We start from the raw sequence: 13758 nt of genomic DNA, 5'->3' as shown, positions 1-13758 counted from the left end.
GCGGTGAAGACTGAAGAAACGCTGCCGTGGCAGGCTGCGGCGCTGATAGGCAAGGCGCAGCGCCATGGGTTCAGAGACTACGCGCTGGATGGCGCCCTGCTGCGCTTTCATCCGGCCAGTGGAACCCATGTCCGGCTGCAGAGCGCTGCCACCCAGCATCTGCGGCGCGTGGTGCCCCGCGTGGCCATGTTTGGCATTACGAACAAGTGCAATCTGAGCTGTGATTTCTGCTCGCGTGATGTGCAGCGCGAGAGTGCGTGGACCGTGCAATCGGCCGCCCAGACGCTGCGCGATCTGGGTGAAGCCGGGGTGCTGGAAGTGGCTTTTGGCGGCGGTGAACCGTTTGCGTTTCGCGGCTTTGCCGATCTGGTGGAAGAACTGCATGAAACCACGGCGCTGGCCCTCAATGTCACCACCAATGGTCTGCTGATTCGCAGCAGCAGCTTTGCGCGCTATGCGGGGCGGCTGGGCCAGGTGCGGCTGTCCATCTACGAAGACCCGCGCTGGCGCGATGCGGCGCAGGTGCTGACTAGCCACGGGCAGGTCTGGGGCGCCAATTTGCTGGTGGATACAGTCGCTTTGAGCACGCTGCCCCAGAGGCTGGCCGAGCTTGCGGCGCTGGGTTGCCACGATGTGTCGCTGCTGTCGTATATCGGCCCGGACTTGCACAGGCATCTGGGGCCGCAAGGCAAGGCGCAGCTGGCAGCCATCGTGCAGGATGCGCCGCTGGCCTGTCGCCTCTCTGTGTGCTTTGGCTCTACCGTGCCGCTGCCCCGCTTGTTTGATGGTGCCGATGGCAGCGGCGACTGCGGGGCGGGTGTGGATTTTGTCTCCATCACGCCCGACCAGCGTATGCAGGGCTGCTCGTTCCACGACGGTGGCTTGCCTGCGCGCAATGCCCAGGAAATTCTGGAAGGCTGGCGTCTGCAGCGTGCGCGGCTGGCGCAGCCCAGCCTGCGCCACGGCTGCATGGGGCGCAAGCGTGGGGCTGCGCCGCACAGGTCCACAGAGCCATCCATTCGCGTCTGGCAGGCGTTTTCGGGCAATAACAGCGGCGAATGCGTGATGGTGGCCCGCTTTGATTCCGTGGCGGATGCAGAAAGTTATCTGGCTCAGTTGCTGCCCGACTGGAAGCCCGAGGCCGACTATTCGCCCGCATGGCAGCAGCTTTTCAAGGCGCAGGCCGTGGCCGGACCGGGCGTGCAGCATGGCGAGATGCCACGCGATTTGCTAGCCATTGGCCGCTCTGTTGTGGCCATGGGCTACGGTCTGGAAGACATGTTTCCCGAACTGCGCGCACTGGCCTGGAAGCAGGGGGCAGCGGTGGTGGCCGACGGCGTGCATTGCCATGAAGTGACGTTGCTGGCCGCCGTGCGCACCGCCAGCGCCGAAGAGGCTCGGGCGCTGGCGGTGGTCGATCTGGGTGAGGGCATGCCGGTGCAGACCTATATCCACGGCGATACGCTGCTGCTGAGCATGGGCCTGATGGGCAGCGACGGCGAGCTGGCCGACTGCAAGCGCAGGCTGGAGCAACTGGCTGCAGGGCGGCCACTGGCGGTTGAAATTCAGTCAGATGTGGTGCCCAGGGAGCAGATGCTGGAAGTCCTCAAACGACTGGGAACAGCGATTGAGCAGACTCCCCGCTTGCTGCTGCAGTTCTGGAGTGCGGAGCCTGAAAAGGCACTTCAAAAAGCAGAGCGCTTTGCGCAGATGGTGACTGAGGGAAAGGCTGTTTTGGCGGGTGGCTGTGTGCTGGTTTCTGGTTTGACGCGGCGCAAGCGGCTGGCGGTGCTGGCCTACCGGCAGGGTGCTTATGTGGCGGCGCTGGATACGGCGCAGCTGCTGGTGCAGGCCCGCATTTCCTTGCCGCCACCGCCCAGGCCGAAAGACGCGAAAAAAGGGGCGCGGGTCATTCAGCCGCAGGTCGATATTCAGGCGCTGCGCGATGTGCTGCAGCAAAGCCTCTGGGGCAGGGGGCAGCTGGAAGTCAAAGAGTCCTACCATGGCGCAGCCCAGGTCCTGGTAACCACCACCGAGCCTGAGTGGGCGCTGGAGTGGCTGCAGCAGGCAGCGCGCAGTCTGGGGGCTGATGCCCGTTACTGGGTGGGCGAAACCCAGTCGCTGGCCATGGCCGTGCGCCGCTTGCTGGCGGAGGTGAAGGGCTAGGGTCTGTTGAGAATTAAGCGGGGGCGAGAAGGATTCTGGCCGTTTGCCAATCTAGGCGCGTGACGCCGTGCGGGTGCTCACCCGATGTATCCCCATAACGGAAGCGCAACGACGAGTGGCGAGCGGCCAGATTCCTTCCCTTCGGGTTGCTGCGACAGGAGGCCGTCTGCGTTGTTGCATGCCCTCGCAAGGCATGAGCATTGCTGCGGTCATGCGCCTAGCATCCAGCGCAACGCGATCCCCGTCTAAATCTCAACAGACCCTAGACGCTGAATAAAAAAAGGCGCATGCCGCTGCATGCGCCCCTGGGTTCATGGCCTGTACTAGGCTCAGTAGGTGTACACGCCCTGGCCGGTCTTGCGGCCCAGACGGCCCGCAGCCACCATTTCGCGCAGCAGGTAGCAGGGGCGGTACTTGCTGTCGCCAAACTCTTCCAGGTACACCTCCATCACGGCCAGGCACACGTCCAGACCAATCATGTCAGCCAGAGCCAGTGGGCCGATGGGCTGGTTGCAGCCCAGCTTCATGCCGGCGTCGATGTCTTCGGCAGTGGCGGTGCCTTCGCTCAGCACCTGGAAGGCTTCGTTGATCATGGGCACCAGAATGCGGTTGACCACAAAGCCGGGGGCATTCTTGACGGTGATGGGGCTCTTGCCCAGCGCTTCGGCCAGGGCCTTGACGGCATCATGCGTGGCGTCGCTGGTCTGCAGGCCGCGAATAATCTCCACCAGTGCCATCATGGGCACGGGGTTGAAGAAGTGCATGCCGATGAACTTGTCGGCGCGCTTGGTCACAGCGCCCAGCTTGGTAATCGAGATGGACGAGGTGTTGGTGGCCACCAGCACTTCGGCGGGCAGCATTTCGTCCAGCTGCTTGAGGATCTTGACCTTGAGGTCGAAGTTTTCGGTGGCGGCTTCGATCACCAGCTGCGTGCTCTTCAGATCGTCATAGCTGGTCGATGTCTTGATGCGCGCCAGCGCTGCAGATTTGTCGGCTTCGCTGATCTTTTCCTTTTTGATCAGGCGATCCAGGCTGCCCGCCACGGTAGCCAAGCCTTTTTGCACGGCAGCTTCAGAAATATCCACCATCACCACGTTGATGCCCGACACGGCGCATGCCTGTGCGATGCCATTGCCCATGGTGCCTGCGCCAATGATGCCTACGGTTTGGATTGCCATAATTTTTGTCTCCAGAGAGGTGAGTGCGTTTGAGTCGGAAAATGTTAGCCGGGTTCTGTGCGGGTTTTTTCTTGGTCGGGCATCCGCACGGCTTCGGCGGCTGAAAAATCAGGCGGGGGACAGCTCAGGTGTGCGCGGCATCGGCCTGCGCCGGGATGGCGGGCGGCTCCTGCTCATGAAACGGGGCCTGCAGCGAAATGATCTTGAGCCCACCGGGGCCAGTCTTTCTAGCCTGGTTCAGGGCGCGGGTGGCTTCATCCACCAGATCGTCGAATTCCAGCTCGCTCCAGACTTCGGGCACATGCACGCAGCCAGCGCTGAAGCTCAGGTGCAGGTGCAGCTCATGCTGCATTCCCAGCTGAATGGCCGATTTGAGGCGGGTGCACAAAGCGCGTATGCCTGCCGCATCGGTATGAACCAGCAGGCAAAAAGATTCAGCGCGCCAGCGTGCGGCGACTTCATCACCACGCATTTGCTTTTGCAGCACCAGCGACAGCAGCTGCAGCGCATCATTGCCGACCTGGTTGCCACGCAGGCGATTGATTTGCTGGAGCTGATCCATCTCCAGCAGCACGATGGAAAACGGCTGATGGCTGCGCTGCGCACGCTGCAACATGGTCTGCGCCTGCTGCGTCAGGGTGTGCCGGTGTGGCAGCCCGGTCAGCGGGTCTTGCTGGTGCTGCTCGCGTTTGGTGCGCTGCGCCTCGTCATGCCAGGCCAGCAAAATGGCCAGCAGCAGCACCACGCTGCCAATGGGCGGCACAGTCGTCCACAGCAGGCTCAGTGAATCATCTTCTACGGTGTACTGCAGCAGCCAGCCGGGATTGAGGGTGAGAAAACTGCGCAGCAGCAGGATCAGGCTCATGCACAGGCTTACGCCGAACAGCATGTAGCGCCAGAGGCGGCCAACCTCGGTATGGGGTCTGAGAGCCAGGCTGCCGACAAGAAAGAGACTGATGCCGTAGCTGCCAAAAAACCAGGCATTGCGCCCCGTGGGTGACTGGGCCAGGGCCATGTACCCCAATGCCCCCAGCACGCAGGAGATGTTGAGCAACTGCTGCAGAGCTTTGGAGCGAGGGCCCAGCCAGCCGAGCAGAGCGCGACTGAGCCGCACGAGAGAAATCACCGCGATGACGAACGAAAACAGTGCCAGTACGGTGCTCCATATGGGCGACTGTATGAGGATGGAGCTCAGCAGCATGACCCACGACAGCCCCTGCAGCAGCAGAAACTGCTGGCTGCGGCGGGCTGAAGCGCTGACTTGCTGTCCCATGAACCATGGCATGGCAAAGGCTACGGCCATGAGGTTGACGGAGACAGCCATGGTCATGGCAAAAAAATCTAACTCGGGCATGCGGTCGGAAATTTACTGAAAAGCCACTTCATCAAAGCTGCGCAGCTTGCGGCTGTGCAGACGGTCGGTTCCGCCTTCGCGCAGGATGTCCACAGCGCGCATGCCAATGCGCAGATGCTGGTCCACACGCTCCCGGTAGAAATGGTTGGCCATGCCGGGAAGCTTGATTTCACCGTGCAGCGGTTTGTCGCTCACGCACAGCAAAGTGCCATAAGGCACGCGGAAACGGAAGCCATTGGCTGCAATGGTGGCAGATTCCATGTCCAGCGCCACGGCGCGGCTCTGGCTGAAGCGCAGTTGCGGCAGGTTGTTGGGCAGCAGCTCCCAGTTGCGGTTGTCGGTGCTGGCCACGGTGCCGGTGCGCATGATGCGCTTGAGGTCCACACGCTCCATCTGCGTGACATCGCCCACGGCCTGCTGCAGTGCCTGCTGGATTTCAGCCAGTGCGGGAATGGGCACCCACAGCGGCAGCTCTTCATCCAGCACATGGTCTTCACGCACATAGGCGTGGGCCAGCACGTAGTCGCCCAGTTGCTGGCTGTTGCGCAGGCCAGCGCAGTGGCCCAGCATCATCCATGCATGGGGGCGCAGCACGGCGATATGGTCGGTAATGGTCTTGGCATTGGCCGGGCCCACACCGATGTTGACCATGGTGATGCCGCTTTTATCAGCACGCACCAGGTGGTAGCCAGGCATTTGCGGCAGGCGGGGCGGGGCGGCGCCCAGCTCATCGACGGCTTCAGCGGGCAGGCCTGCGCGGCGCGTGACCACATTGCCGGGTTCGATGAAGGCGATGTATTCGCTGTCTTCCCTGGCCATTTCTGCATGGCCCAGGCGAATGAACTCGTCGATGTAGAACTGGTAGTTGGTGAACAGCACGAAGTTCTGGAACCACTCGGGTGCTGTACCCGTGTAGTGGCGCAAGCGGTGCAGCGAGTAATCCACGCGCGGGGCGGTGAACAGCGACAGCGGCAGTGCCTCGCCGGGCTGCGGGCGCCAGGTGCCGTTGGCAATGCCGTCGTCCATGGATTCCAGATCGGGCAGATCAAACACATCGCGCATCAACAGACGACGCTCAGGCGGCAGAGAGCCTTCGATGTGATCGTTTTCTGCGAACGAGAAGTGAATGGGAATGGGCTTGTCGCTCAGGCCGACTTCAATCGCCACATGGTGGTGAGCAATCAGCAGGCGCAGTTGCTCGCCATAGTATGTGGCGAACAGGTCGGGCCGGGTGAGGGTGGCTTCGTAAGTGCCCGGGCCTTCGACGAAGCCATAGGTCAGCTTGGTGTCGGTGCGCGCCACGGTGGTGGTCTTGATGCGCACAAACGGGTAGTAGGCGTGGATGGGTGCTGCCGGTGTTTCGCCCGCGACAAAGCGCTGCATGGCGGCGCGCAGATGCTCAATCTGTTCCTTGTACAGCTGCTGCACATGGGCCAACGCCTGAGGGGCCTCGGTGTGGAACGTGCTGCTGTGCTTGTCAGTGGTATTTGGAGTTTTGGGAGGCATGCACTATTGTCTTTGCAGAGGGTGACAGTGTCGCGACATCCAGAGCTGCGCCCCGTCGGCAGACAGCGGCGCAGACACCAGAAACCCTTGCATCATGTCACAACCCATCTGTTCGAGCAGGGCTTGCTGGGCAGGGTTCTCCACACCCTCGGCAACGACTTCCAGGTGCAGGCTGTGGCTCATCTGAACGATGGCCCCCACGATGGCGGCTGCATCCGGATTATGCGGAAGGTCGGAAATAAAGGATCGGTCTATCTTGAGTCGGTCGATGGGGTGTTTGCGCAGATAGGCCAGCGAAGAGTAGCCGGTGCCGAAGTCATCAATGGCCAGACCCACGCCCAGAGCCTTGAGTGCGTGCAGTGCATCCGGTGTCTGGCCGCCCGACTGCATCAGCGTGGATTCGGTCAGCTCGATGTGCAGCAGGCGGGCCTCAAGCCCCGTGCGTTCCAGGGCCTGGCGAACCTCCTGCAGCACATCGCGCTGGCGAAATTCCTGTGCCGACAGGTTTACCGCAATGGGAACGCTGGGGTAGCCCGCTTTCTGCCAGGCGTAGGCCTGACGGCAGGCCTCGTGCAGCACCCAGCGGTCCACTGCGGCGATCAGGCCGCGGTTCTCGGCAAAGCCAATGAACTCGTCGGGAGACACCAGCCCCCTGTGCGGATGCTTCCAGCGCACCAGCGCTTCAAAGCCTGCCAGCTCGCCACTTTGCAGATGGATCTGTGGCTGGTAGTGCAGCTCGAACTCGCCCTGATCCACCGCCATGCGCAGCATCTGCTCCTGCATCAGCATGCGGGTGGAGCGGCCTTCCAGCGCCGGGGTGTAGAACTGCACAAAGCTGCGGCCCCGGCTCTTGGCCATGTGCATGGCAGCCTCGGCATTGCTCAGCAGCTCTTCAGGGCTGCTGGCATCCTTGGGAAACATGGCAATGCCTATGCTCATCGAGATGACCAGCTGCGTTCCCTCAATCTGATAAGGCGCCTCCACCACCTGCAGCAGCTGCGTGGCCCGTGCCTCGGCATCCAGCAGGCTGGGGTTGTCTGTCAGCAGCACGACAAAGTCATCGCCACCGATGCGGCCCACCACCTCTGAGGGCCGCAGCGCATTGCGCAGACGCTGCGCCATCTCGCTCAGCAGCAAGTCGCCAGCATGGTGGCTGAGCGAATCGTTGACCGCCTTGAACTGGTCCAGATCCAGACTCAATACAGCGATTCTTGATTGCTGGGTGCGGGCTTGCTGCAATGATTTTTGTAGCAACTGATTCAGGTGAGAGCGGTTGGGCAGCCGGGTCAGCAGGTCATGCTGGGTCAGATAGTCCAGCCGCTGGCTGGTCTGGATGCTGGCTGTCATATCGCGCAGCAGAACAATGCGGTAGTCGTCATTGACGCCCGGCATGCTCTTGGCTTCTGCCTCCACGGGCACGAACTCGCCATTCTTGCGAATCAGGCCCGACTGGTAGCTGTCCTCGCGCTCGCTGCGCATGTACTGCAGGGCGCGCAGGCGGAACTGGGGCGCCACGTAGTCCAGAATTGCGGTGCCGCGCAGCTCTTCAAGGGTGTAGCCCGTCATGCGCACCAGCGCATCATTGCCGTCGATGATGAGACCTTCGCGGTGCAGCACGATGGCTTCTGTCGTAATCGCGGCAAACTTGCGCATGCGCTCTTCGCTGGCGCGCATCTGCTGGGTCAGCTGATGGTGGTGGGTGACGTCACTGACCAGGGCCACAACGCCTGCTAGCTTGCCCTCAAACACATGGGGGCGCAGCACGGTTTCTATGTATTGCAGATTCCCGTCAACATCCCGTGCCTGGCGGGTGTAGCGCACGGTCTCGAAAATGCCGGACTCCAGCGGCAGCAGATAGCTGTTGATCTGCTCCCAGATATCCTTGCCCACGATCTCGCGCACCGTCAGCCCTATGACCTCGTGCGGCAGCTTGCCAAAATACCCGGCATAGCGGGCATTGGCAAAGCGACACATCTGTGTGCCGGCCTCAAAATAGGCCAACATGGCTGATGTGGTGTCAGCAATGAGTTGCAGCATGGCATCTTCGTCCCTCTGCCGCTGCGTTTGAAATATATCGGGCATGCACCTCCCTCTCTGGGAGCATTTTTATTGAATTGGATTCGAATACAGGCAGAGTGTCGCGGATATCTCGCCATCCTTCCAGACCCCGGAGGATTGAGGGCGTATTTGCCAGTGCTCTGCCTTACGCATCCAGCAAAGGTCTTTTTGACAGGAGCAACGCTTTGGCGAAGAACTCTCCCGTGTGGCTGAAGCCCCGCAACCTGCTGCGGATTTCCGTGGTGGTGGCATTGCTCACCATCGTGCTCAAGACCCTGGCCTGGTGGCTGACCGGGTCAGTCGGCTTGCTGTCGGATGCGATGGAGTCCTTTGTCAACCTGGCTGGGGCCATGTTTGCACTGGGCATGGTGACGATTGCCGAGCGTCCCGCCGATGAGGACCACCCCTACGGGCACCACAAGGCCGAATATTTCTCGGCAGGTTTTGAAGGCATTTTGGTCATTGGCGCCAGCATTGCCATCCTCTGGGCGGCCATTGCGCGACTGTTTGCGCCGCAGCCGCTGGAGCAACTGAGCTGGGGCTTGCTGCTGTCGCTGGTCAGCACCGGCTTCAACGGGCTGCTGGCCTGGGTCATGTTCCGCTCGGCGCGTGAGCACCGTTCCATGGCGCTGGAGGGCGATGCCAGGCACCTGATGACCGATGTCTGGACATCCGTTGGCGTGGTGGTGGGCCTGATGGCCGCCAAATGGACGGGCTGGCTGTGGCTGGACCCACTGGTGGCCATCGCGGTTGCACTCAATATCCTGATTCAGGGCGGGCAACTGGTCTGGCAATCCTCGCAGGGCCTGATGGACAAGGCGCTGGACAGCTCGGAGCGCGAATGCATTGACGCGGCGCTGCAGGAATTCGCCACCCAGACCGGCGTGCACTTTGACAATGTCTCAACCCGCAGCGCGGGCGAGAGAAGCTTTGTGGACCTGCACATGCATGTGCCGGGGCACTGGACGGTGCAGCATGCGGCCCAGGTGCGCTCGGGTATTGAAGCAGCCCTGCTGAAAGTTGTGCCTGGCCTGTATGCGCGCATAGAAATGCTGCCCATGGGCATGGAAACCCATAGCGAAGTGGCGGACGGCAGCTTGCCCGAGGATTTGGGTAAAAACAGCGCGTAGTCCTTGCATATCAAGCGCTGCGACAATCAAAACAATAGCAATTCATTGAGTTTGAAACCATGATCAGCGTGATACAGCGCGTGAAAAGTGCGCGTGTGGAAATCGATGGCCAGGTCATTGGCCAGATTGAGCAAGGCCTGCTGGCGCTGGTCTGCGCCGAAAAAGGCGATACCGAGGCCGAGGCAGACAAGCTGCTGGCCAAGATGCTCAAGCTGCGCATCTTCAGCGACGACGCCGGGAAGATGAACAAAAGCGTGCAGGACGTGGATGGCAAGGGCGGATGTGGCGGCCTTCTCATCGTCAGCCAGTTCACATTGGCGGCGGACACCAGGGGCGGCAACCGCCCCAGCTTCACTGCCGCCGCCGCGCCCGATGAAGGCCGGCGCCTGTACAACTACTTTGTGGACCAGGCCCGCGCCGCGCACCCCGTGGTGCAGACCGGCGAATTCGCCGCAGACATGCAGGTGCATCTGGTCAACGATGGGCCGGTGACCATTCCCATGCGCATGGAGCCGCAGGCGGGCGCCTGAGGTTTACTGCATCACATTCATGACGGCCAGCGTCATGGTTTGCACGCCGGTCTTGAAGGTGGGCTCGGGGTCTGGGGCAAAGAACGGTGAATGGTTGAAGGGCAGGGGCTTGCCACCGGGCTGGCTGGCCTCGGCCACCTTCTTGGGGTCATACACGCCCAGGATGTAGAACATGGACGGCACGCCCTGGTTGATGAAGTCCGAAAAATCCTCGCTGGCGGTGGCGGGCGGGATGGGAATCACGTTCTTGTCGCCCAGCGCGGTCTTGAACAGTTTGACGGTGCGCCCCACCAGGGCGGCATCATTGACCACGGCGTCCGAGCCTTTGATCAGCTTGATTTCAGGGGCTGGCGCACCGGCCATGGCGGCTTCGGCCTTGGCCGTGCGTTCGATGCCTTCGTGCATCTTGCTGCGCACCTCACTTTTGTAGCTGCGAATCGTGCCCAGCAGGCGGGCCTGATCGGGAATGATGTTGCCTGCGCTGCCCGCATTGAAGGCCCCCACCGTGACCACGCCAAACTCCATGGGGTCTTTTTCGCGGCTGATGACGCCCTGCACATCGACCACAAAGCGCGATGCCATCAGCACAGGGTCTATGCCTTTGTCTGGCATGGAGCCGTGACTGCCGCGCCCGTGGAAAGTGATGTCCAGCGAGTCCGAGTTGGAGGTGGCAGCACCGGCCACATAGCCCACGGTTCCATAGGGCATGGAGCCGGTATGCAGTGCAAACGCATAGTCGGGCTTGCCGAATTTCTTGAACAGGCCATCGGCCAGCATGGCCTTGGCGCCTGTCACCGTTTCTTCGGAGGGCTGGGCCACAAACATCAGCGTGCCCTTCCATTGGTCCTTCATGCCCAGCAAAGCCTGCGCAGTTCCCAGCCAGCTGGTCATGTGCATATCGTGGCCGCAACTGTGGGTGACAAAGCTCTCCTTGCCGTTGTACTGGGCCTTCGCTTTGCTGGCATAAGGCAGGCCGGTTTTTTCCTCCATGGGCAGGGCATCCAGCTCGGTTCGCACCATGACTGTGGGGCCTGTGCCGTTGCGGTAGATGGCGACCAGACCGGTTTTGCCAATGCCCTCGGTGACCTCAAAACCCAGCTTGCGCATCTCGGTCGCCAGCTTGGCGGCGGTGCGGGTTTCCTGAAAGCCCAGCTCGGGGTTGGCATGCAGGTCTTCATAAACGCTGCGCATGCTGGGATACATCTGGTCAATCAGGCGCTGCAGCTCGGGCTTGATGGGTTGTGGGTCCAGTTCTGCGCCCAGAGTGGGCAGTGCGATCAGTGAAGCAGCGGTAGCAAGAGCGCAGAAGCTGCGGGAGAGGAATGGGTGCATGTCTCTATCGATGTTTTTGGGGACTGAAATACGGCACTGAAATGGCTACAGAAGGGCCGCCTTGCAAGGCTAGGGGGCGATTGCTATGAATTTGAGAGGGTCAACCCGCATGTGCTGCCGTGAATAGTCACCTGCACAACTTGGAGCACGCAGTCCCGGGATAATTGCGCCCATGAACACCTCCACCAGCGCCGTCAAGGCCACTGATTCCGCCGCTTTTTCGACGCTGCCCCTGTCTCCCGAAATGCTGGCCAACCTGCAGCAACTGGGCTATGCGCAGATGACGCCTATTCAGGCCGCCAGCCTGCCGCTGACGCTGCAGGGCAAGGACCTGATCGCCCAGGCCAGCACCGGCAGCGGCAAGACGGCTTCCTTCGGCCTGCCCATTGTTGACCGCCTGAACCCGCGCTGGTTTGCCGTGCAGGCGCTGGTGCTGTGCCCCACGCGTGAGCTGGCCGATCAGGTGGCCACCGAAATCCGCCGTCTGGCGCGCGCGCAGGACAATATCAAGGTCGTCACCGTCTATGGCGGCGTGCCTTCGCGCAACCAGATTGCTTCGCTGGAAAACGGCGCCCACATCGTCGTCGGCACGCCCGGCCGTGTGATGGATTTGATGGAACGCGGCAAGCTGGACATCAGCAACCTCAAGACCCTGGTGCTGGACGAAGCCGATCGCATGCTGGACATGGGCTTTTTTGCCGACATCGTCACCGTGGCAGAGCAGTGCCCGGCCGATCGCCAGACCCTGCTGTTCTCGGCCACTTACCCCGAAGGCATTGCCAATCTGGCCAACCGTTTCATGCGCGACCCGCAGACCGTCAAGGTCGCCGCGCAGCACAGCGCGGGCAAGATTGAGCAGCGCTGGTACGAAGTGGGCGCTAGAGAAAAAGTGAGCACGGTGTCAAAGCTGCTGGCCCACTTCCGCCCAGAATCATCGATAGCCTTTTGCAACACCAAGCAGCAATGTCGCGATGTGGTGCAAGCTCTGCAGGCCGAGGGCTTTAGCGCCCTGGCACTGTTTGGCGAGCTGGAGCAGCGCGAGCGTGACGAGGTGCTGGTGCAGTTTGCCAACAAGAGCTGCAGCGTGCTGGTCGCCACCGACGTGGCAGCGCGTGGCCTCGACATTGCCGACTTGTCCGCTGTCATCAACGTAGATGTGACGCCCGACTCGGAAGTGCATATCCACCGCATTGGCCGCACGGGCCGGGGCGATGCCGAAGGCCTGGCGCTGAATCTGGTCAGCATGGACGAGATGGGCAGCGTAGGCAAGATTGAGCAGCTGCAAGGCCGCGCCTCGCAGTTCTATCCGCTGGACGAACTCACGCCTGCCGCCGGTGGCGAGCTGCTGCCGCCCATGATGACCATCCAGATTATTGGTGGCCGTAAAGAGAAGATTCGCGCTGGTGACGTGATGGGCGCCATGTGCGCCGACTTCGGCTATAGCCGCGACCAGATCGGCAAGATCAGCGTCAACGACTTTTCCACCTATGTGGCGGTGGACCGCAAGATTGCGGCGGCCGCCTGCGCCAAGCTCAACAACGGCAAGGTCAAGGGTAAGACGGTGAAGGCGCGGCTGCTCTAAAAACTAAGTCAAATTGGCCTCTCGCGCTTATGTATAAAGCGCGGAGTGCTCACAAAAAAGCCTTCTCAAAGCCATGTTGCTACAGAGAAGGCTTTTTGTTTTGAGGTGGCTGAATCAGCCCTTGGCGAAGAACAACCCCGCCATCACCAGCCCCGTCGCCACAATGCCCCAGCGCATGATGTGTGCAGGAATCTTGCGCGCCACGCGGGCGCCCAGGTAGCCGCCCAGTGTGGCGGCCACCATCATGATGAGGGCTTGCTTCCATTCCACAATGCCGCCCACGGCGTAGATGACCACGGCAATCGCAGTGAGCAGGGCGGACACCAGATTCTTCATGCCGTTCATGGCGTTGAGCTGGGTCTGGCCCAGCAGGCCAAACAGGGCTAGCAGCAAAATGCCCAGGCCGCCATTGAAGTAGCCGCCATAAATAGCCACCACCAGCATGCCCACGGCTGCTTTGGCGATGGAGGGCACAGCATCTGTGTCAGCGGTTTTGCGGGAGGCCCAGGCGCGTAGTTGCGGGCCAAAGGCAAACATGGCGGTGGCGGCCAGCAGCAGCCAGGGCACGACCTTGCGGAAGGTGGCGTCGGGCGTGAACAGCAGCAGCGCCGCACCGGCGGAGCCGCCAATCAGCGACAGCACCACCACCTGCTTCATCGACAGGCCGGGCGGCGCAGCCATATCGTCCTTGAAGCCCCAGGCACCGGCCATATAGCCGGGTAACAGGGCCACGGTGCCCGTGGCATTGGCCACTACGGGCGGCACGCCGGTAAAGACCAGCGCAGGCAGGGTCAGAAAGCTGCCGCCGCCTGCGACGGCATTGAGTGCGCCTGCCGCGAAGGCTGCGGCCAGCAGCAGGGCGAGGTGGCCCAGGTTTTCCATGTTTTTGTCTCCGGTTTTTTGGCGCTGAGCGCCGTTTTAT

The 13758-nt window shown here is 61.7% G+C and carries 10 protein-coding genes; 4 read left to right on the top strand and 6 right to left on the bottom strand.

Annotated features, from left to right (window positions below; translation table 11 throughout):
• Nucleotides 1-3: 3 nt before the first annotated feature.
• Nucleotides 4-2166, top strand: a complete 2163-nt coding sequence (locus tag JDW18_RS19675; protein ID WP_246610106.1) for a radical SAM protein — start codon at nt 4-6, stop codon at nt 2164-2166.
• Nucleotides 2167-2495: 329 nt separating this feature from the next.
• Here JDW18_RS19675 and JDW18_RS19670 read toward each other — a convergent pair whose 3' ends face one another.
• The 4 genes from JDW18_RS19670 to JDW18_RS19655 form a co-directional block, all read right to left on the bottom strand.
• Nucleotides 2496-3344: a 3-hydroxybutyryl-CoA dehydrogenase gene (locus JDW18_RS19670; protein ID WP_218241269.1), complete on the bottom strand. Its 849-nt coding sequence runs from the start codon at nt 3342-3344 to the stop codon at nt 2496-2498.
• 124 nt (nt 3345-3468) lie between these two features.
• Entirely contained in the window at nt 3469-4698 is a 1230-nt protein-coding gene (locus JDW18_RS19665; RefSeq protein WP_218241268.1) for a GGDEF domain-containing protein, read from the bottom strand.
• Nucleotides 4699-4710: 12 nt separating this feature from the next.
• Entirely contained in the window at nt 4711-6204 is a 1494-nt protein-coding gene (locus tag JDW18_RS19660) for an AMP nucleosidase (RefSeq protein WP_218241267.1), read from the bottom strand.
• A gap of 3 nt (nt 6205-6207) precedes the next feature.
• The gene (locus tag JDW18_RS19655; RefSeq protein ID WP_246610104.1) at nt 6208-8241 is read right to left on the bottom strand and encodes a putative bifunctional diguanylate cyclase/phosphodiesterase; all 2034 of its coding nucleotides are present in this window, start codon (nt 8239-8241) and stop codon (nt 6208-6210) included.
• 206 nt (nt 8242-8447) lie between these two features.
• Here JDW18_RS19655 and JDW18_RS19650 point away from each other — a divergent pair, with 206 nt between their 5' ends.
• Nucleotides 8448-9392 carry a cation diffusion facilitator family transporter gene (locus JDW18_RS19650; protein WP_246610102.1) on the top strand — a complete coding sequence of 315 codons (945 nt, stop codon included), beginning with the start codon at nt 8448-8450 and terminating at the stop codon, nt 9390-9392.
• Between the two features lie 59 nt (nt 9393-9451).
• The gene (dtd, locus tag JDW18_RS19645) at nt 9452-9922 is read left to right on the top strand and encodes a D-aminoacyl-tRNA deacylase (protein WP_218241264.1); all 471 of its coding nucleotides are present in this window, start codon (nt 9452-9454) and stop codon (nt 9920-9922) included.
• Nucleotides 9923-9925: 3 nt separating this feature from the next.
• Here the strand turns inward: dtd and JDW18_RS19640 are convergent, their stop codons facing one another.
• Nucleotides 9926-11254, bottom strand: a complete 1329-nt coding sequence (locus tag JDW18_RS19640) for an amidohydrolase (protein WP_218241263.1) — start codon at nt 11252-11254, stop codon at nt 9926-9928.
• 172 nt (nt 11255-11426) lie between these two features.
• On the opposite strand from JDW18_RS19640, the gene dbpA reads away from it, so the two are divergent.
• Nucleotides 11427-12836 (top strand): ATP-dependent RNA helicase DbpA, encoded by a 1410-nt coding sequence (gene dbpA, locus JDW18_RS19635; protein ID WP_218241261.1) that lies wholly within the window; start codon nt 11427-11429, stop codon nt 12834-12836.
• 114 nt (nt 12837-12950) lie between these two features.
• Here the strand turns inward: dbpA and JDW18_RS19630 are convergent, their stop codons facing one another.
• Nucleotides 12951-13718 carry a sulfite exporter TauE/SafE family protein gene (locus JDW18_RS19630; protein WP_218241260.1) on the bottom strand — a complete coding sequence of 256 codons (768 nt, stop codon included), beginning with the start codon at nt 13716-13718 and terminating at the stop codon, nt 12951-12953.
• Between the last annotated feature and the right edge of the window lie 40 nt (nt 13719-13758).

Source organism: Comamonas fluminis, assembly GCF_019186805.1.
In the GTDB taxonomy this organism is placed as follows: Bacteria; Pseudomonadota; Gammaproteobacteria; order Burkholderiales; family Burkholderiaceae_C; genus Comamonas; species Comamonas fluminis.
The sequence above is the reverse complement of the archived record's forward strand: the minus strand, read 5'-3'. Positions and strand labels throughout refer to the sequence as shown.

Excerpts from the sequence above, each read along its gene's own strand:
- JDW18_RS19655 (WP_246610104.1), bottom strand. The coding sequence starts at position 8,241 with ATGCTGCAACTCATTGCTGACACCACATCAGCCATGTTGGCCTATTTT.
- dbpA (WP_218241261.1), top strand. The coding sequence starts at position 11,427 with ATGAACACCTCCACCAGCGCCGTCAAGGCCACTGATTCCGCCGCTTTT.
- JDW18_RS19630 (WP_218241260.1), bottom strand. The coding sequence starts at position 13,718 with ATGGAAAACCTGGGCCACCTCGCCCTGCTGCTGGCCGCAGCCTTCGCG.
- JDW18_RS19660 (WP_218241267.1), bottom strand. The coding sequence starts at position 6,204 with ATGCCTCCCAAAACTCCAAATACCACTGACAAGCACAGCAGCACGTTC.
- JDW18_RS19670 (WP_218241269.1), bottom strand. The coding sequence starts at position 3,344 with ATGGCAATCCAAACCGTAGGCATCATTGGCGCAGGCACCATGGGCAAT.
- JDW18_RS19665 (WP_218241268.1), bottom strand. The coding sequence starts at position 4,698 with ATGCCCGAGTTAGATTTTTTTGCCATGACCATGGCTGTCTCCGTCAAC.
- JDW18_RS19640 (WP_218241263.1), bottom strand. The coding sequence starts at position 11,254 with ATGCACCCATTCCTCTCCCGCAGCTTCTGCGCTCTTGCTACCGCTGCT.
- dtd (WP_218241264.1), top strand. The coding sequence starts at position 9,452 with ATGATCAGCGTGATACAGCGCGTGAAAAGTGCGCGTGTGGAAATCGAT.